Consider the following 19,461-nt stretch of genomic DNA (forward strand, 5'->3'; position numbering starts at 1 on the left):
ACTATAGTTTTTTAATAAACCTGATATGTTGACATTGGACCGAATCACCCCGCCTAAATTATCAATGCTGTCAATGCCGCCGAATTCTTTCAAATCCTTGAGATCAATCAGGGCGTTCAGATGAGAATTAAAATAGGGTGATTTGAGGTTTTTAAAGTCAAAACGACCATTTACAAAGCCTTTTCCTAGCACAGCAGACATGGTATCAATCTGAAGCCTGAAATCAGCCGCATTCCAGCCTGAAACCGTACCTTTAAGCATCAGGCCGGTAACTGATGACCTGGTCCTTGTATTCCTGGCTATGCAATGATCAAGTATGAAATCCGAACGGACCATAAGCCTTTTTTTGGCCGTAAGTTCCCCTTTCACAGTAAGATTAAGTTTACCGTTTCCACTGAAAGCATAATCACCGGTTGAAAATCGGGTGGAGTAGGGAATGATTGACATCAGCTCATCCAGGCCGAATTTTGGTATACTCAGTGTAAGATTAATATTGCTGTGCTTTCCCCCGTTGTATTCAAGACTTATATCTCCGGCGGCTTTATTGAGCTGAACCTTGCCTGATGGAATCCGGATATGATAACCACCCCAGGCCATTTTTACAGCAAGCTGAAAATCAGCATTCTTAACAAGGTTTTTCTTTAGTACGTCCAGGGAACCGATTCGTAAATTTCCCTTCGTGTCCCCTGATAGTATATTCCCGGTATAATTTCCCCTGAAATGCAGTTTTTCAACCCGTGCAATGAGATTTACATCATTAGTGAGTGAAACTACACGAAGTTTTGTATTATAAAATTCGATACACCTTAAATTAACCGAATACCCGGCAGATGAAGAATCCGATGATTTCCATACCGAAAGGTTATGCCTGTCCTTATTGTCGAACAGCACATTTACGGTTCCATCGTTAACTACAATTTTTTTCAGTTCGTTTTTTTTCCGGAGCATTTTAAGCAGATCGAATTGCATGTACACGCTGCGGGCCTCTATAAGAGTATCAGACCATGAGTGGCCAAAATCACGCCGGGAGAATTCATCCCCGCTACGAAGCACCATATCGGTAATTTCAACTGTAATTTTAGGAAAGCCTTTGAGTAGCCTGAAACGGATGTCATCCATCGACAATTCCGTCGTAAGATGTTCACCCAGGTAACCCTTTAAATATTTGATTACAGCCTTTTCATAATATGCAGAAAGAATGGCTGAACAAATACTTACCAGTATAATGATTCCTGCAAGTGTAATCAGTATGTACTTGGCTGACCTGCGGTAAAAACCAGTATTGTCCATATTCACATGAAATGTCAAATATAGGAAACTCCTTAATTGGCACAATTATTACCAATGCTTCGCAAAAGTATTGTGAAAAATCAGAATTCGGGAATTAATTGCTGATAATACGAGACCTGTTTTCAGCAGAAGTTTCGGTTGTCTTCAAATAGCGGTCCATAACAGCCATTAAAGTTGAGGCATCAAGCGGTTTTGGCACATAATCATCGCAACCGGCTTGTCGGATTTTTTCATTATCTCCTGCCATGGCATATGCTGTCTGGGCAATCACAGGCAAATCAGGATTCATGGTTTTAATGAGGCGGGTGGCCTGAAGTCCATCCATAACCGGAAGTTGGATATCCATGATAACAAGGTCAAGGCGTTCGCCTGATTTTACCACATCCACGGCCTTTTTTCCATTTGAAGCATGAATGATTTCAACCTGTGTTTTCCTGAGAAGTTCATTCAAAAAACGGAAACTGATCTGATCGTCCTCAGCAATAAGCACTTTACGTCCGTTCCAGTTATACTGAACTTCGGGCTGTGCGCTTATTTGCCTATGTTCCGGCAGAATGGTCGGTTTAAGATAGGGAATTGTGAACACAAAAGTTGTTCCTGTGCCCGCAATGGAATCAACCCACATTTCACCTCCCAGCAGCTGAACAAGGTTCTTTGAAATGGCAAGACCAAGACCGGTTCCTACGATGTTTTTTTCTTCTGATGTCCTGGCTCTCTTGAACCTTTCAAATATCATGTTCAATTCTTCCCTGGACATGCCGGGGCCGGTATCTTTCACATAAAACTCTATAAGAGTTTCTTCCTTTATGTGATATCCGAATTCGACAAAGCCTTTATCAGTGAATTTTATCGCATTATTAATGAGGTTAACAAGGACCTGCCTGAGCCTGAAAGGATCGGTTTTAAGAAAAACGTCTGATGATGATGGGTCATCCTGTAAAAAAGAAAGAGCTATATGCTGTTTGTTGAACTTATTCCGGGTTTCCAACGAAGTATTCAATAATTCAGCACACAGGGCATTCAGATTACAGTCCTTTTTAACGATTTTAAGCTCTCCTGCTTCAATTTTTGCTATGTCGATGATATCATCCACCAGGTTAAGTAAAATCTCGCTGCTGGTTTGAATATATTGCGTAAAATCCTTTTTCTGAACTTCTGGTATCTGCTCCGAAGCCAGGAGATTTGAAAACCCGATGATGGAGTTCATGGGTGTCCTTATCTCATGCGACATATTGGCAAGGAAGGAGGATTTTAATTCGTCTGAAGATTTCGCTTTACTTGTTTCCTGCTGCAGAGTTTTAATATAATTAACCTTGTCGGTGATGTCCACTATAATTCCCCTTTTTCCTGCAATTTTACCGTTGCGGATGATATTGTCGGTGTAAACAGATACCGGGAAACGGCTGTTATTTTTACGAATGGCGCTGAATGTGGAATTTTCAATTTTGCTAATACCAAGAATGTCCTCAGCATTTTCGGATACAAGGGTTTCAATCAGGTTGAGTCCGTCATTCAGTTCTCTCTCACTGTAACCGAAAGCCTGGTACCAGGCTTTATTTACATACGAATAATTACCGTATACATCCGTCTCAAAAACACTTTGCGGGAGCATATCAGCCAGTTCACGATATCTTTGCTGGTTGTCATCCGCGTTGCGCATGGCATTGTCGCGCTGTTTCTCCCATATTTTAAGCTGTGAAAAAAGGTTTCTGAATTCACCATAAATCTGTTTGATTTCCTTTGCTGAATTCTGTAAATCAGGAGCATGGTTTGAATCAGCGTCGTTTGTCGACATGGCTGAAATGTAGCTTGTAAGTGCTTCGATATGTGAGGCAATATAGCGGGTGGCATGTAAACTCAGGCCCAGTGCTAAAGCGAAAACAAGAATTACAGATATAATATAAAACATGCTGAGTCGCGCCAGTATCACTTTTTGCGCGGAAGCGGTCTTTGAGGAAATGGTGTTGAACGATTTTTCTATTTCAGCACCCAGCTTATCCAGTTGCGCCCTTAACGCAATGTTTCTGTCCAGTCCTGAAAGGCGATCGATATCAACAACCCTCATGAACGACCCGGTATAATTGCTGACCAGGCTCATAGTCCTGTTCTTTTCTAATACAGAGAGCTTACTGTTTCGTGAGATTTTGTCGCCCAGGTAAGCCAGTTGGTTTTGCATCGCCTTAACTGCGGCTGTATCCTTATTCTGAAAATAGTAATTTTCAATATTCCGCAAACGCAGAATATCTTTATTTGTAAGTCCGGGAGCTCTTTCAAGCATCGAAGCATAATCGGCAAGTTCTCCCTGGAGCCCGAAATTCCTGTAACCGCGCTTGTACACCAGATAAACCAGGCTGTCGAACACAGCATTGTAGCGGTTCATTTTATTATCAAGAAAAGCCAGATCCGCCGAAATTCCCAGTTTTGCTGTTTCTCCCGAAGTTCTTATCTGTTGTAAAAAAGTACTCAGATCTTTGCTTTGTTCCTGGTGCCTGACCAGGTATGAACTTTTTCCCTCTGTAAAGAAATCCTGATTGGCTGATTCAAGTGACAGAAAATTGTTGATGTTTTTGCTGTCTCTCAGGAACGCAATGTTCAACGAATTGATCCTGTCCGCTACCGAAGAAATATGTTTTTCTTTATTGTTGAAGGCCAGGTTAACCGGAACCAGGATACCGGCAATAAGCAGCATAAAAACTATAAACCAGACAAGGAGCCTGTTTCGGATAGAATTTAGCATGCTGTCATTTGTGTTAAGATGATTAAACCAAAGTACTGAATTAAGAAATACAGGATTGGAATAAAAACAAAAAGTTATTGACAGGTGTTAAAAATCCTTCAATAGTTATTAAGAAACAGGTAAAAAGATTAGACAAAAAATTAAAAGGGCGAAGTTTTTACTTCGCCCTTTTTTGTTTCAAAACCGTTTAGGAGTTCAGAATTTTCGGAAATTAAAAGTTGAATGACAGACCAAGGCTGAAGGGATGTAATTCAGGACCTTTATCTTTTACAAACATGGTAGTCATGTAGTAATCACCGAAAACGCTGACATTACCGAAGCCGGCCCGGGCTGTAATACCATAGCGGAACGGATTGATGTTGAAATCGTCTCGGTTCTTGTCCTTGCTTTTCCCGTTTTCTTTATAAACAACCTTAGTATGGGAACCGATTTTTAATCCTCCCACGATGCCTACTGAAAGGAAAACTCTCTTCGACCTGATTGCATTGGGAAACTGCACTTCAAGAATAACCGGAACCCGGAGGAATGTGGTTGTCAGTTTACTTTTGCCCACATTGCCTGTAAGAGCACTGTCAACTACATAATCGTTCAATTCTACTATCGTATTGTTGTTGTCGAAAAAATAATTGTTTAATTCAACTCCCAGTCCGGTAACAATTCCTAAATGCGATGTTCCAAATCCCAGGCTGTATTGGGCAAAATTGATATTGGCTACCCATGACCTGCCGGTATTCAGATCCATAAAAGATGCGTCTCCCGTTCTGGAGAGGGAAAAGTCATTATCAAGGAAATTATTGATACCCCACTCAAATCCGGCCCAATGTCCCCTGAATTTAGGATTTGAAATCCGGGGATGATCAATTCGGCTTATTTTTACGTCAGTATCGTCATTGTTTTCAAGAATACGGATTTCCTTATTCCCGACACGGATACTGGTTGAATCGGGATGGTCTCTTACCTCGAGCACAGGACGTTCTCCAACCTTAACATAGGTAGTATCTCCATTTTCGATTACCTTAACCACATCCCTGTCCATCACTCTTACGTTCGTTTCATCCGATTCGTCATCTACAATAACCGGTTCGGAAGAATTGTCATTACGCGGTTCCACTTTCTCATCCTGGTCCTTGTTCATGATGCTTTTCAGCGAATCGAGTTCCTGGGCGTTTATTGCAGAGCAAAATACAGCCACAAGCAATAAAGTATAAAGCTTTTTCATGTTTTAATCGTTTAATTAAATATTGATTTGTTTATCTGTCGGACGTACAGGTAAGCGAAAAGTTACAGGCTATTTTACTTTTGAGCCTTCAATTGAATAACTTTCGGTGTTAACCTGCAAACCGTCGGAAGTTTTGGCAAGTGAAAGCTGTGATTCGGTAAGGTAATTAATACCTGAAATAGCCTTTTCTGCTGTTTTCCAGAAATCGATGTGCGAAACGATTGCCTGCAGCATATTTTCGGAATTCACAATATCATTCCACATATTGCGGGCCGGATTCTTCTTTGGGGCATTGCCCAGCTCAGGCAGCGGATATTCGGATCCATCAAAAACATTTCCACGCAAAGGTTCTATAGAAGCCAGCGTGATTTCTTCAACTATATAGGGCACTTCATCAGAAGCAGTATTTTTGTCTGAAGGCGACAATGGTGCGGATGTATTGACTGCAGCAGCCGATGAAAGCCTTACTGTGTGGTGATTTTTATGGACTGTTGTTTTTTGGGGAACCAGGATTTCCAGTTCGCTGAGCCCGGCCGCAGCCTGACCGGTCTGTCTGCCTGCAGGCATGAGCCAGATGATAAAGAGTATAGCCGCTGCAATACTGACGGCAAAATAAAGGATCCTTACAGGAACAATTTTTCCTCCCTGCTTTTTAAGGGATTGTTTATTTTCAAACAGGATGTTATGATCCGGTTTAAGTTTCATATTCCTGTACGCAGCAAGGTCTTTTTCCTTTCCAGGATTCATTTCAATGTATTTGTGCAGCCGTTTTTCCTGGTTCGGGTTTAACAAACCCTCAACACTGGCGATACAGAATTCGTCGAAGTTTGTCGGATTGATGTGCTGTATATCCTGAAAATCCTTTTTAAGTATGTTTTTGTTCACAAAAACCTGGTCACCTGTATCCAGTTTTTTAATTTCGTTTTCAGGCAGGTAATTGTCAAATTCAGGATTTTCAGCCAGAAAAGCCATAAGTTCTGCTGTAAACACCGGATCGAGGTTGCCTTCGATGTAATCGAGCAGGTACGCTTCAAAATTATTGCGGTTAATCGTCATGGCTTCTAAATTACAGATTCAATACTACCGATGTAATTTTTCAGGAACATTCTGCCCCTGAAAATATAAACCTTTACCTGTGATTCTGTAAGTCCGGTAATGCCGGCTATTTCTTCGTAGGAATACCCTTCGTAGTCCCTTAACATGATCACACTGCGCTGATCTTCCGGAAGTTTCTGCACAGCCTGGTCAAGCAGTTCGGACAACCCGGGGTTTTCTGCCGGTGCAACGTGCTGGTCGTGAATGCCGGCGTCAAATGTTGTGCTTCTTTTTTCCTTACGGATCATATCAATCATTGTGTGATATGCGGATGTGAAGAGATAGGATTTCACTTTGGAGGCGGAGACTTCATCCACTTTCAGCCAAAGCTTTTCATAGGTGTCCTGCACGATATCCCGCGCTTTATCGGTATTTTTTATGTTCTTCAGGATAAAGCGGAAAATACCGTCAGAATGATCATCAACCGATTTGTTGTACTCAGCAACAGTCATCAGAATTCCGGATTTCAGGAATAGGACGTTTGAGATTAAGAAAAGTTACTGAAAAATGTGATAATTTGCCAATGAGCTAATTTGCTAATGAGGGAATGTGTGAATGCAAAAATGCCAATGAACTAAATAATTAGCACATTGGCACATTATCTCATTGGCACATTAATTTACTCCTTCAGCGCCTCTGCACCACCGACTATTTCGAGAATTTCACCGGTGATGGCGGCCTGGCGGGCTTTATTGTAATTAAGTTCGAGCTCGCGGATAAGATCCGTAGCATTATCGGTTGCCTTATGCATGGCAGTCATGCGGGCACCGTGTTCAGCAGCGTTAGACTCAAGCATGGCCCTGAAAAACTGCACTCTCAGCGTGTAGGGGATCATTTCATTGATGATATCCTGTCCCGAAGGCTCAAGGATATAATCTGTTTTTGATTCGTATTTATCATCAGCGTCGGTTTCACCGATCAGGGGAAGAAGAAACTCCTCGGTTATTTCCTGTACAGCTGCATTTTTAAACTGGTTGTAAATGATCTTGATTACACCGTATTTTTGTTCAATGAAGTCCTGTATAAACTGGTTTGTAAGTTCACTTGTTTTTTCAAAAGTGATTTTATCAAACAGCTGATGGAAGGTGGCTGTTACCTTGAAATTTTTCGATTTTAACTGGTCAGCGCCCTTTTTTCCGATGGCAATGATATCTACCTTACCCTGGTTGTATGCTTCCGAATAATGTTCGTGTATGCTCTGGATGGCTTTCTTTACAATATTTGTATTGAAAGCACCGCAGAGTCCGCGGTTTGATGTAATTACGACAATCAAAATCCTTCCGGCATCGGACGAGCGGGTGAACACATTTTCATGATTCTCATCCAGTCCGCTGCCCGCGTGTTTCAGCACATCATGAAGCTTAATGTAGAACGGACGTAACTGAAGGATGGCATCCTGAGCCTTACGCAGCTTGGCAGCCGATACCATTTTCATGGCACTGGTGATCTGCCTCGTGGATTTCACCGAATTCAGCCGGATCCGTATTTCTTTTAGATTTGCCATATATTTTCAGGAAAACCGTTTATTGCAACCGTTCGATAATTTCTTTGGCGATATCGGTCAGTTTCTTTTCCACATCGTCATTAAACTTGCCCTCTTTCAAGGTATTCAGCACATCTTTATGTTTCAGGTCAAGCAGGTCAAGAAACTCGGTTTCGAATTCCCGTATTTTTTCAATCGGAAGACCGGCGAGCAAACCACGGGTACCGCAGAAGATGATGGCAATTTGTTTTTCAACGGTGAATGGCGTATGGAGGGGTTGCTTCAGAATTTCAACGTTCTTGGCACCTTTATCCAGCACTGACAGGGTTGCGGCATCAAGGTCGGATCCGAACTTCGAGAAAGCTTCCAGTTCACGGAACTGGGCCTGGTCGAGTTTCAGCGTACCGGCCACCCGTTTCATCGATTTAATCTGGGCCGAACCACCGACGCGGGAAACCGAAATACCTACGTTGATAGCCGGGCGGATACCTGAGTTGAAAAGGTTTGTTTCAAGGAATATCTGGCCATCGGTAATGGAGATCACGTTTGTGGGAATGTATGCAGAAACGTCACCCGCCTGTGTCTCAATGATCGGCAAAGCAGTGAGTGAACCGCCGCCCTTAACAACCGGCTTGAGCGATTCAGGCAGGTCATTCATGCTGGCGGCAATTTCATCGTTGTTGATTACCTTGGCAGCGCGCTCGAGCAAACGGGAGTGAAGGTAGAATACATCACCCGGGTAAGCCTCACGTCCGGGGGGACGACGGAGAAGAAGCGAAACTTCACGGTATGAGACAGCCTGTTTTGAAAGGTCATCATACACAATGAGTGCCGGACGTCCGGTATCCCTGAAATATTCACCTATTGCACAGCCTGCAAACGGGGCATAAAACTGAAGTGCTGCCGGGTCAGAAGCTGTAGCCGAAACGATAACAGTAAACGGCATTGCACCGTATGATTCGAGCGTTTTGGCAATATTGGCAACAGTTGAACCTTTCTGTCCTATGGCTACATAAATGCAGTAAACAGGTTCGCCCCTGTCATAAAATTCTTTCTGGTTGATGATCGTGTCAATTGCAATTGACGATTTACCTGTCTGGCGGTCGCCGATGATCAGCTCACGCTGGCCGCGTCCGATAGGAATCATAGCATCGATTGCCTTGATACCGGTTTGAAGCGGTTCATTTACCGGGCGACGGAAGATAACGCCGGGAGCTTTACGCTCAAAAGGCATTTCAAAAGTGCGGCCTTCAATGGGACCTTTGCCATCAATCGGTTCACCGAGTGTATTGATAATACGGCCGAGCATTCCCTCGCTTACATTGATAGAGGCTATACGCCCTGTACGTCTTGCGGTATCGCCTTCCTTTACTTTTTCGGTATCGCCAAGCAAAACAGCACCCACGTTGTCCTCTTCGAGATTGAGCACTATACCGCGAACGCCGCCTTCAAACTCAATCAGTTCATTAGAACATACGTTTGACATGCCATAGATCCTGGCGATGCCATCACCCACCTGCAAAACAGTTCCGATTTCATCAAGCTGGGCCCTGGTATCAATACCCTGGAGTTGTTGTTTAAGAACCTTGGATACTTCTGATGGTTTAAGTGCCGACATGTTATTTTTTGTTATTAAGAATTCTAGGAATGTGAATTAATTAGTGATTGTTTGATAATGGCCAGTTTGTTTGAAATGCTGGCGTCTATCTGCTGGTCTCCCACACGCAGAATGAAGCCGCCGATGAGTTTCTCATCCACGTTTTCCTGCAGGTCAACCTTTGTATTGAATTTTTTAGCAATGAAATTCAGGATCGATTTTCTGAGCTGGTCATTCAGCGGAACAGCGGTTACAATTTCAGCCGCCTGAACACCCTGTTGTGATTTAAGTAGACTCAGAAAATAACGGGCTATGCCTTCGAGATACTCATCCCTTCTCCTTTCAAGCACAAGCCTGATAAACGACATGGTAAAAGGAGAGAACGACGATTTAAACGTGGCCTCGAAAAGCTTGATTTTTTCGGTAACTTTTATTACCGGACTGCTCATTATATACTGCAGTTCGGGAATATCATGAATGCACTGCTGAAGCAATTCCATGTCGTTCTTCATGGCTTCGAATGCATTTCCCTCTTTTGCCAGGGCGAAAAGAGCCTTGGCATAGCGAACTGTAATTTTGCTTTCGTTCATTAGTTCAGCTTGGCTTCCACTATTGATTTGTCGATGAGTTCTCTTTGCTTATCCGAATCTTCAAGCTCGTGCATCAGGATCTTTTCTGAAATGGAAACGGAAAGCTCGGCAACCTGTTTCCTGATGTCCTGGATGGCAGCTGCTCTTTCATTTTTAATTGCTGTGCGGGCTTCATCAAGAAGTTTGTGACCTTCTTTTTTAGCCTGTTCACGGGCCTCATTCAGCAATGAATCTTTCATTGCCCGAGCTTCCTGCATGATCTTATCCCTTTCAGCCTTTGCTTCTGCAAGCAATTTTTCACTTTCGGAATGAAGCATTGAAACATCCTTTTTTGCAAGCTCTGCAGCCTGCAATGCCTGGGCAATCGAATTATCACGTTCCTTCAACCCTTTCAGAAGAGGTTTCCAGGCAAATTTGGCCAGGATCAGGAAGGTGATCAGAAATCCGATAAATGACCAGATTATCGTACCGGTTTCGGGAATCAGTAAATCCATATATTGATAATATTAATTCGGTTAAAAACCGGGAAAAGCACCAACCGTGCTATTCCCGGGCAATTCCGTTTTTAGCCCATTACAACAGCCAGGAGGCTGATGATAACGCCAAAAAGTGCAACTCCTTCAATAAGAGCTGCAGCAACGATCATGTTAGCACGGATGTCGCCTGAAGCTTCCGGCTGACGGGCAATAGCTTCCATGGCACTGCCACCGATACGGCCAATACCAAAACCAGCACCCAAAGCAGCAAGACCAGCACCAATAGCACCGCCGAGCTTTGCTAAACCGGCTCCTACAGTCATTCCGGCTGCAACCTGTAAAATAGTATTCAACATAGTATAGTAATTAAAAATTAAAAAACTGTTTCTTAAGCATGTTCATGTGCTTCATGGTTGTCATGATGATGTTCTTCCACAGCCATCCCGAAATAAATAGAGGACAGGAAGGTGAATACAAAAGCCTGGATAAAGGCGACAAGTAATTCAAGGAACATCATGAAAACATTAAAAGCCACGGATATTATGGATACACCATATGCAAGCCCGTGCGACATCTGGGCAAAAATATAAATCAGGCTTATAAAGCCGAGCGCTATGATGTGACCGGCCGTGATGTTGGCAAAAAGTCGGACCATCAGAACAAAGGGCTTTGTGAAAACACCGATCACTTCAACAAGCGGGATGATAGGCAATGGCATTTTAAGCCATACCGGAACACCCGGAGTGTTTACAATATGTTGCCAGTACGTTTTGTTTCCGCTGAAAGTGGTTATGATAAATGTGAAAAGAGCCAGCGTCATGGTAACCGCTATATTCCCGGTAAGATTGGCGCCGCCCGGTGGGATCGGAATCAGGCCCAGCATGTTGTTGATCCAGATGAAAAAGAAAATCGTGAGCAGGTAAGGCATGTAACGTTCGTACCGGGGACCAATAGAAGGTTTGATAACCTCATCCCTGAGAAAAGTAACAATAGGTTCAACAAAGGTCTGAAGACCACGGGGAGCCTGAAGGGGATTTTTCCTGTACATGTTGCCCACACTTACAAAAATCAACAGGATCAGCGTTATGCTAAACAGCATTGCTGCTACGTTTTTTGTTATTGAAATATCGAAGGGCTTTGTTCCGTCTTCTTCGAGAATTTTTCCTTTATTTTCGCCGGTAAGTTCAAGGTGAAAACCTTTGTACGTTTCATGTCCGTGTTTGAATTTGCTCGACATGAAAACATGCAGTCCGGAAGTTTTACTGTAAATAATGACCGGTAAAGGAATTGATACATGTGTTTTACCTACACTCAGAATATGCCATTCATGAGCATCCTTGATGTGATCGAACATGAAATCACCCGGATTGAACTTCTCAGATCCTTCACCTTCAGCGGCAACTTCATGTGATTCAGCCTGCTCACTGGCGATGGTCTGCTGACTGTCTTTTTCGGATGTACTGGAAAACGCATTCACCGAATGCGTCAAAAACAGCATGGCCGGAATGATTAAAACCTTGCAAATCTTACTGTACATATCCTAAATATGAGGCCATAAATATAGAAAACTAATTTGATAAGTGATCGGGTAAATTATTAATTTCTTTATTCCGCCTGATGAGCGAAATCATCACTATTAGATCGAAAATGGTAAATGCCAGGTATGTAATGGCAACGCAAACGGCAAATACAAGTGCCGTACTAGGTGATGCCAGCATATAAGCTATGATCATCAGGAAATAGATCACCAGTTTGATACCTGTTGACGCCATAAAACTTCGGATAAACTGGTTGGGCGTTTTATTCAGTGTTTTGTAGAAAAAAACGAAAAAGCCGGCGTTAACAGCAAAGAAAAACACAATGATAACCGGGAAAAAAGCAAAGTAATATCCCTTAAAAACGAATTTGAACAGCAGTAGTCCAATCCCGGTCATGATCAATGATAAAATAACAAGGCCGGTGATTGTTTTAGCCAGTGAAGTTTTCATTTTCCCCTATTTGTTCCTGAGTAAATCTTTTATACCTGTATAAAGTGCTATACCTGTGCCAAGCAGTGAAAGTATAACAGTGAAGACCGGGAATTTCAGGCTGAGCCATTTATCAACTTTGATGCCTCCGAAGACACCGATAAGGATTATGGCAACCATCTGAAAGGCCAGTCCGGAATAGCGGGCATAATTACTTAGGCCTTTTACTATCTTCTGTTGTTCTTTCGGCTTCTTTTCCTGCATTCGAAGAAGGTTCTGCTGTCATACTGCAATTACCTGAAAAGCGGGCGCCAGGTTCAATGGCCAGTCGACGGGTTGTAATGTCGCCTGTCAGACTTGAAGTAGCTTTCAGTGTGAGAAGTTCCCCTACAGTGATTTTGCCTTCCACTTTCCCTTCAAGAACAGAATTTTTGCAAACGATTTCTCCTTTAACCGATCCGGTTTCGCCAATAACCACCTTACCCTTGGTTTTTAAATTGCCTGTGAGTATGCCATCAAAGCGGATATCACCGTTTGTGGTAACATCACCTGTGATTTCAGTTCCAACACCAATCTGGTTGATAACATTGTTTTCGGTCTCAATAATTTTTGCCATCCGATGTAATTTTTAAAGTTGAAAAAGGCATAATGATTTACGTAACTGACAAAGATAAAAATTACATTACAAAATCCTCAGAAACCAACGAATTTTGTTCAGGTCAGCAGCGCACGTCAATGCGTCAGATAAACGGCAAAAAAGAAGAATTATTTCGGATCAAAGGCCCATTTAAGGTAAATGGATCCCCATGTAAATCCGGCGCCAAAAGAGGCCAGGATCAGATTATCGCCTTTTTTAAGTTGTTTTTCGTAATCCCACAGGCAAAGGGGTATGGTAGCGGCAGTTGTATTGCCGAACTTGTCAATGTTGATGATCACCTGGTCTTTTGAAATTTCCATACGGCGTGCAACGGCTTCGATGATTCGCATGTTGGCCTGGTGGGGGACAAGATATTTTATATCCGAATGGCTGAGATTATTTCTCTTCATAATGTCAACCGAAACATCAGACATCTTGGAAACAGCCATCTTAAAAACAGCCTGCCCTTCCTGGAAAATGAAATGTTGTTTGGCATCCACTGTCTCATGCGTGGGGGGATGCAGTGAACCTCCGGCATACATGTGCAGGTGTTTGGCACCCGAACCATCAACTGCGAGGATGGAATCCATGATGCCAACCTCTTCGGTTGTGGGTTCAAGGAGCACTGCTCCGGCACCGTCACCAAAAAGAGGACAGGTCGAACGATCGGTATAATCAACAATAGCCGACATCATATCGGCACCTACCACAATCACTTTGCTATAGGCGCCGGATTCAACCATTCGTCTTCCGGTTTCAAGCGCAAAAATAAATCCTGAACAGGCAGCACTCAAATCAAAGCTGAATGCGTTGCTGAGGCCCACTTTATCGCTGATAAGATTGGCAGTGGAGGGGAAATGCATATCCCCCGTTACCGTTGCACAGATCAGTAATTGTATATCAAGAGGTGAAGTCCCAGTCTTTTCGAGTAAATCCTTAACAGCTTTTGAACCTAAATAAGAGGTGGCTTTGCCTTTTTCTTTCAAAATCCTTCGTTCCCTGATACCTATGCGTTGCATGATCCATTCATCGCTGGTATCGACCATTTTACTTAACTCATCATTGTTGAGAACGTATGACGGTACATATCCGCCAACACCTGTAATAGCTGCTTTTATTCGGGACATTCCTTAAATGCTTCTTTAATTTTTTCGCACAAGTTACTTTTAATAACTTCTGCTGTATGTAAAACCAGGTTTTTAATGGCAACGTCGTTAGATATACCGTGTGCTATCAAAACAGGCGCATTAATGCCCAGCACAGGTGTACCGCCATAATTCACAAAATTGAATTTCTCGAAAAAGTCATCCACTATTTTGCGTTTCCTGATCATCGTGTAAAATGCTTCGGCTTCTTTCAGCATGATGTTTCCTACAAAACCGTCGCAAACGAGAACGTCAGCCTTATCGCTGAACATGTCATTTCCTTCAACATTTCCTACAAAGTTGAAGTTTGTTGAATCTTTCATTAACTGGTGAGCGGCTTTTGTAACCAGGTTGCCCTTGCTTTCTTCTTCGCCAATGTTCAGCAGCCCTATCTTCGGGGCATTAATACCCACAACGTAACGGCTGTAAATATTTCCAAGAATGGCATACTGGTTTAATTCGTCCTGCTCGCAATCCGGATTCAGCCCGACATCAAGAAGGAGTGACGGGAATTCGGACGGTCTCGGGATTGAAGCGGCAATGCAAGGCCTTATAATACCGGGAATTGATTTGATGATTTGCATGGCGCCCACCATCATGGCACCTGTATTCCCGGCACTGGCAAAACCGTCAATTTCACGGTGTGCCAGTAACTTAAAACCTTTTACAACACTCGCATTGGGTTTTTGAGCAAAAGCTCTGGCCGGATGTTCGCCCATCTGAATGCATTCAGATGTATGAACTATGTCAAATACAGATGAATCAAATTGTTCGCGCTGACATATTGACTGGATCGCATGTTGGTCACCTATCAGCACCAGACGCGAATCAGACGGAAGAATTTTTGCTGCCAGTATGGCTCCCTTAACGGTTGCCTCTGGAGCAAAATCACCGCCCAGAATATCAAGACCAATTCTCATGATCAAACAGTGATCTGTAAGGTTATACGGCTACCTCTTTGCTGATGGCAGGTTTACCTTTATAGAAACCGCATTCGGGGCAAACCCTGTGGTACTGAATGGCAGCGCCGCAGTTCTGGCATGTTCCCAGTGTAGGAACGATCGCTTTATCGTGAGTTCTTCTTTTGTCTCTCCGCTGTTTCGAATGTTTACGTTTCGGATTCGGCATATTATTTAATTATTATGAGTGATAAATTAGTATATTACAATCTTGATTACACAAGATACTGATCAAGCTTTTCAAGCATTTCAGGATCACAGCCGGATCTGCCGTCGGGAAGATCGGGATGCACTTTCCGGATGGGGATAGTCAGAGTCAGGCATTCATACAGGTAATGCGCCAGGCTGATCTCATACTCATCGGGGTGAACCCAGACTACTTCTTCATCAGGCTCTTTTTCAGTTTCACTGAACCGTACGATAAGATGACTGCTGTATTCAACCGGAAGGCTGAAATATTCAAGACACCGGTCACATTGCACCTGCATGGCTCCTGTAAGCAGGAATGAAAGACCGAGAAAAGTGGTTTTCTTGTCGAGCACCACCTTCACATCTACATGTCCATCAGGAACGGCAAGGTATTCAAATGCTTCAAAGAACGGCTTGTCAATTGAAAATGCAAAATCATGAATCCCCTCTTTCAGCCCCTTGAATTGAATAATATATTGATTTTCAATTTTCAAAACTAATGGCACATAAAAAAAGTGGTGCAAAAGTATGAATTTAATTGAGAAATACAAAGAAAAATTAGAAGAGAGAGAAGAGAGGGAGGGGTAAGGAGTAAGGAGTAAGGAGTATGGAGTAAGGAGTAAGGAGTAAGGAGGTCCGGTCCCTAGAGTCTCTAAGGTCCCTATCGTCCCTGGAACCAACACCGATTACCGATTACCGGACACCGATTACTTATTTAGGATACTGGATGCTGGCTTCGGCAAGCTCAGCCACCGGCTTTTGTTTGTAAACAATGGCCGCTTCGACAGGCTCAGCGGACATATTATTTCAATTGGAATATTCAGCCAGGCATGACTGAGCTTGCCGAAGCCAAACCAACACCGATTACCGAACACCGATTACTGATTACCTGAACCCCTAAACCCCTGAACCCCTAAAAAGCTAATCCAGCTTCTCCATGAAATAATTCTCCACCGTCTCAATAAGGGTATTGATGAAGAAGTCGTCTTTAATTACGTACTGCATGGCACCGAATTGCATGAACCGATCGATTAGATCCTTGTCTTTTTCACGGCTGAGAATGACAACAGGAATATTCTTATTCTGCTGGTTGATCTTTTTAAGAGTGTCGAGACCGGACATCGCACGGGATTCGCCTTCACCGAGATAATAATCAAGAACGATAAGACTGGGTTGAAGGCCTAAATTTTCAAGGCATTCTTCGCCTGAAAAAAATGATTTCACATCAAAACCTTCCCTGCACTTGAACGTGTACTCCATCAGATTGAGCATCATCTTGTCATCATCTACGAAAAAAATCAGTTTGTTCTCCATCAGGGAAGAATAAATTTGTTAAGACCGTTTTGCCTCTTATACGAGTACCACCAAAATGGTTATATTATTTTTGATGAATTTGCAAACAAGAATGTAAAGGGATGAAAAAGGGTTATTCCAACCGGAACAACCCTTTTAATTCAGTGAAGTTTTGTCAGAATTTGAAGGCAATACCGAGTTTAAGGATGGCAATACCATATCCTAATTCAGCATTTGCAGCCACATTGTCAGTAAAATAATACCGGGCTCCGGCAAAGGGCTCAACAAGCACGCCACTGCCTAATACAGAATAACTGTAGACCCCAGGATCATAACCACCATATACCTTTTCGTTTATAATTTTTCCACCAATATCAATGCCACCGTAAAGATCAAGTTTATCAACAAGATCGGTAAAATGATAGGTGCCACGCAATGCGATAATGAATCCGGTATATTTATATCCTGCACTATTGCCCCATTTGACGGTTGAATAACCAAGGATTCCACCTACGCCAAGATTTCCCGGGCCGAGATCTTCTCTTAAACAATAATCACCAGCTATCCAGATTGGCGGAAGGGTTGTTGAATAAAGTGATCCAAGAGGAAATATTGAATTTCCCAGACCAATACCTGCACTTATAACCATATCCCCTTTATCAAACAACTGTGCCTGCATAACAGTGGGAGAAATCAATGCCAGAGCCAGACCAAGCGTAATAACTTTAAGTATTCTTTTCATAAGAGTATAAATTGATTTAGTGATTGTCAAAAACAAAATTAACAAATCAAAAACATGCCAACGGGAATAACTTATTTTTTTTGACGACCGGATGTAACCCGTTGATGAATGAAAAGAATATCAGCCATTTTGTAGTAACGATTTCATGAAGTCCTGATTCATTAAATTCTGCTTCTCATTTTATTAAAGTAATCATTTTAATAATATATTTGTGGCTATAATTTTAAAGCATATTGTAATGACACAGTTGGTGGGGGAAGTTATTCAGATCATTGGCCCTGTAATGGACATAAGTTTCGAAAGAGCCGGTAATCAATTACCCAATATTCATGATGCACTTGAAGTCATAAAAGATGACGGAAGCATCATCGTTGTTGAATGCCAGCAACATATCGGTGAGAATTCAATAAGGGCTATCGCCATGGATTCCACTGATGGTCTTCGCCGTGGTATGAAAGCAACCGCAATGGGCAGCGCTATCAGGATGCCGGTTGGCGAACAGATCCGGGGCAGGCTTCTGAACGTTATCGGTGACGCTATCGATGGTTTGCCAAAGGTTGACAAAACCGGCGGTTATGAAATTCATGCCGATCCTCCGAAGTTTGACCAGCTTTCTACTGAAACTGAAGTGTTATTCACGGGAATTAAGGTAATTGACCTTCTTGAACCGTATCCGAAAGGTGGTAAAATCGGTTTGTTTGGTGGTGCCGGTGTTGGAAAAACCGTAATCATCATGGAGCTTATCAATAATATTGCAAACAAATACGCCGGTATTTCTGTATTCGCAGGTGTTGGTGAAAGAACCCGTGAGGGGAATGACCTTCTGCGCGAAATGATCGAATCGGGCGTTATCAAATATGGTGAAGCTTTTAAAAAGAGCATGGAAGAAGGCAGCTGGGACCTGTCACTTGTTGATCCTGAAGCCCTCAAGCAATCGCAGGCTACACTGGTGTTCGGTCAGATGAATGAACCTCCCGGGGCACGTGCAACTGTAGCTCTTTCAGGACTAACGGTTGCCGAATCATTCCGTGACGGAGATGAGCAGTCAGGCGGACGCGATATCCTGTTCTTTGTTGACAATATTTTCCGTTTTACCCAGGCCGGCTCCGAAGTATCCGCTTTGCTCGGCCGTATGCCTTCAGCAGTAGGTTACCAACCTACTCTGGCAACGGAAATGGGTATCATGCAGGAACGCATTACTTCAACCAAAAGAGGTTCCATTACATCGGTTCAGGCTATTTATGTACCGGCTGACGACCTTACTGACCCGGCTCCTGCAACCACATTCTCACACCTTGATGCAACAACTGTATTAAGCCGTAAGATTTCCGAGCTCGGTATATATCCCGCTGTTGACCCCCTCGACTCCACTTCACGAATTCTTGCACCTGAGATCATAGGAAAAGAACACTATGATACAGCCAAGAGAATTAAGGAATTGCTGCAGAGGTACAAGGAACTCCAGGATATTATTGCTATTCTTGGTATGGATGAGCTTTCTGAAAAGGATAAGCTGGTTGTTCACCGTGCACGCCGTGTTCAGCGTTTCCTTTCACAGCCTTTCCACGTTGCCGAAGCCTTCACAGGTACACCGGGCGTATGGGTATCCATCGAGGACACCATCAAGGGTTTCAACATGATCATGGACGGAAAAGTGGATCAATATCCCGAAGCTGCCTTCCATATGGTCGGAACTATCGAGGAAGCCATTGCCAAAGGTGAAAAACTCATTGAACAGGCTAAGAAAAGCTGATTATCGTGAAACTTGAAATCATAACACCGGAAAAAAGCCTTTACGACGGGAAAGTGAAACTGGTACAGGTACCCGGGGCAAAAGGTTCTTTTGAAATACTGAAGAATCATGCGCCTATCATTTCAACCCTGGTTCCCGGAAAAATTAAGGTTATCAGTGAATCCGACAAACAGGATTTTTTTGATATCATCTCCGGAATTGTGGAGGTAAAGTCAAATCAGATAACAATTCTTGCTGTTACTGCTTGAACAGACAAACGATAAAAATAAAAAACGAGCGGCCATTGCCG

At 43.0% G+C, this 19,461-nt stretch carries 22 protein-coding genes; 2 read left to right on the top strand and 20 right to left on the bottom strand.

The window, feature by feature from the left end; genetic code table 11:
* The 20 genes from VK179_20310 to VK179_20405 all read right to left on the bottom strand — a co-directional run.
* On the bottom strand, positions 1 to 1,290 hold a 1,290-nt coding region (locus tag VK179_20310), incomplete at its 3' end, for a hypothetical protein (GenBank protein ID HLO61105.1).
* Positions 1,291 to 1,384: 94 nt separating this feature from the next.
* Positions 1,385 to 4,027: an ATP-binding protein gene (locus tag VK179_20315; protein ID HLO61106.1), complete on the bottom strand. Its 2,643-nt coding sequence runs from the start codon at positions 4,025 to 4,027 to the stop codon at positions 1,385 to 1,387.
* A 211-nt stretch (positions 4,028 to 4,238) separates the two neighbouring features.
* The gene (locus VK179_20320) at positions 4,239 to 5,246 is read right to left on the bottom strand and encodes an outer membrane beta-barrel protein (protein HLO61107.1); all 1,008 of its coding nucleotides are present in this window, start codon (positions 5,244 to 5,246) and stop codon (positions 4,239 to 4,241) included.
* Between the two features lie 69 nt (positions 5,247 to 5,315).
* Positions 5,316 to 6,302, bottom strand: coding sequence for a hypothetical protein (locus VK179_20325; GenBank protein HLO61108.1), 987 nt, complete (start codon positions 6,300 to 6,302; stop codon positions 5,316 to 5,318).
* 5 nt (positions 6,303 to 6,307) lie between these two features.
* Positions 6,308 to 6,793 carry an RNA polymerase sigma factor gene (locus tag VK179_20330; protein ID HLO61109.1) on the bottom strand — a complete coding sequence of 162 codons (486 nt, stop codon included), beginning with the start codon at positions 6,791 to 6,793 and terminating at the stop codon, positions 6,308 to 6,310.
* A 167-nt stretch (positions 6,794 to 6,960) separates the two neighbouring features.
* Positions 6,961 to 7,845: an ATP synthase F1 subunit gamma gene (gene atpG, locus VK179_20335; protein ID HLO61110.1), complete on the bottom strand. Its 885-nt coding sequence runs from the start codon at positions 7,843 to 7,845 to the stop codon at positions 6,961 to 6,963.
* Between the two features lie 19 nt (positions 7,846 to 7,864).
* Positions 7,865 to 9,442: a F0F1 ATP synthase subunit alpha gene (gene atpA / locus VK179_20340; GenBank protein HLO61111.1), complete on the bottom strand. Its 1,578-nt coding sequence runs from the start codon at positions 9,440 to 9,442 to the stop codon at positions 7,865 to 7,867.
* Positions 9,443 to 9,465: 23 nt separating this feature from the next.
* A complete protein-coding gene (gene atpH, locus VK179_20345; GenBank protein HLO61112.1) occupies positions 9,466 to 10,011 on the bottom strand; it encodes an ATP synthase F1 subunit delta in 546 nt (181 codons plus the stop codon).
* Positions 10,011 to 10,505 (bottom strand): F0F1 ATP synthase subunit B, encoded by a 495-nt coding sequence (gene atpF / locus VK179_20350; protein HLO61113.1) that lies wholly within the window; start codon positions 10,503 to 10,505, stop codon positions 10,011 to 10,013. The genes atpH and atpF overlap by 1 nt, the downstream gene beginning before the upstream one ends.
* 71 nt (positions 10,506 to 10,576) lie before the next feature.
* Complete coding sequence (gene atpE / locus VK179_20355; GenBank protein ID HLO61114.1) at positions 10,577 to 10,843, bottom strand: ATP synthase F0 subunit C; 267 nt, start codon at positions 10,841 to 10,843, stop codon at positions 10,577 to 10,579.
* Between the two features lie 32 nt (positions 10,844 to 10,875).
* Positions 10,876 to 12,024: a F0F1 ATP synthase subunit A gene (gene atpB / locus VK179_20360; GenBank protein ID HLO61115.1), complete on the bottom strand. Its 1,149-nt coding sequence runs from the start codon at positions 12,022 to 12,024 to the stop codon at positions 10,876 to 10,878.
* Between the two features lie 31 nt (positions 12,025 to 12,055).
* Positions 12,056 to 12,475, bottom strand: coding sequence for a hypothetical protein (locus VK179_20365; protein HLO61116.1), 420 nt, complete (start codon positions 12,473 to 12,475; stop codon positions 12,056 to 12,058).
* A 6-nt stretch (positions 12,476 to 12,481) separates the two neighbouring features.
* Positions 12,482 to 12,718, bottom strand: coding sequence for an AtpZ/AtpI family protein (locus tag VK179_20370; protein ID HLO61117.1), 237 nt, complete (start codon positions 12,716 to 12,718; stop codon positions 12,482 to 12,484).
* Positions 12,666 to 13,070, bottom strand: a complete 405-nt coding sequence (locus VK179_20375; protein HLO61118.1) for a polymer-forming cytoskeletal protein — start codon at positions 13,068 to 13,070, stop codon at positions 12,666 to 12,668. The genes VK179_20370 and VK179_20375 overlap by 53 nt, the downstream gene beginning before the upstream one ends.
* Positions 13,071 to 13,219: 149 nt before the next feature.
* A complete protein-coding gene (locus VK179_20380) occupies positions 13,220 to 14,218 on the bottom strand; it encodes a beta-ketoacyl-ACP synthase III (GenBank protein ID HLO61119.1) in 999 nt (332 codons plus the stop codon).
* Positions 14,206 to 15,156, bottom strand: coding sequence for a phosphate acyltransferase PlsX (plsX, locus tag VK179_20385; GenBank protein ID HLO61120.1), 951 nt, complete (start codon positions 15,154 to 15,156; stop codon positions 14,206 to 14,208). Before plsX ends, VK179_20380 begins: the two co-directional genes overlap by 13 nt.
* Before the next feature lie 22 nt (positions 15,157 to 15,178).
* Positions 15,179 to 15,364: a 50S ribosomal protein L32 gene (rpmF, locus tag VK179_20390; GenBank protein ID HLO61121.1), complete on the bottom strand. Its 186-nt coding sequence runs from the start codon at positions 15,362 to 15,364 to the stop codon at positions 15,179 to 15,181.
* Positions 15,365 to 15,410: 46 nt separating this feature from the next.
* The gene (locus VK179_20395) at positions 15,411 to 15,908 is read right to left on the bottom strand and encodes a DUF177 domain-containing protein (GenBank protein ID HLO61122.1); all 498 of its coding nucleotides are present in this window, start codon (positions 15,906 to 15,908) and stop codon (positions 15,411 to 15,413) included.
* A 397-nt stretch (positions 15,909 to 16,305) separates the two neighbouring features.
* Positions 16,306 to 16,698, bottom strand: a complete 393-nt coding sequence (locus VK179_20400) for a response regulator (GenBank protein HLO61123.1) — start codon at positions 16,696 to 16,698, stop codon at positions 16,306 to 16,308.
* A gap of 154 nt (positions 16,699 to 16,852) precedes the next feature.
* Positions 16,853 to 17,419 carry a hypothetical protein gene (locus tag VK179_20405; protein HLO61124.1) on the bottom strand — a complete coding sequence of 189 codons (567 nt, stop codon included), beginning with the start codon at positions 17,417 to 17,419 and terminating at the stop codon, positions 16,853 to 16,855.
* Positions 17,420 to 17,657: 238 nt separating this feature from the next.
* Between VK179_20405 and atpD the strand changes: the two genes are divergently transcribed.
* Both atpD and atpC read left to right on the top strand, forming a co-directional pair.
* Positions 17,658 to 19,172 carry a F0F1 ATP synthase subunit beta gene (gene atpD / locus VK179_20410; protein ID HLO61125.1) on the top strand — a complete coding sequence of 505 codons (1,515 nt, stop codon included), beginning with the start codon at positions 17,658 to 17,660 and terminating at the stop codon, positions 19,170 to 19,172.
* A gap of 5 nt (positions 19,173 to 19,177) precedes the next feature.
* The gene (atpC, locus tag VK179_20415; GenBank protein ID HLO61126.1) at positions 19,178 to 19,420 is read left to right on the top strand and encodes an ATP synthase F1 subunit epsilon; all 243 of its coding nucleotides are present in this window, start codon (positions 19,178 to 19,180) and stop codon (positions 19,418 to 19,420) included.
* The last annotated feature ends 41 nt before the right edge of the window (positions 19,421 to 19,461 follow it).

Source organism: Bacteroidales bacterium (assembly GCA_035299085.1).
Lineage (GTDB): Bacteria > Bacteroidota > Bacteroidia > Bacteroidales > UBA10428 > UBA5072.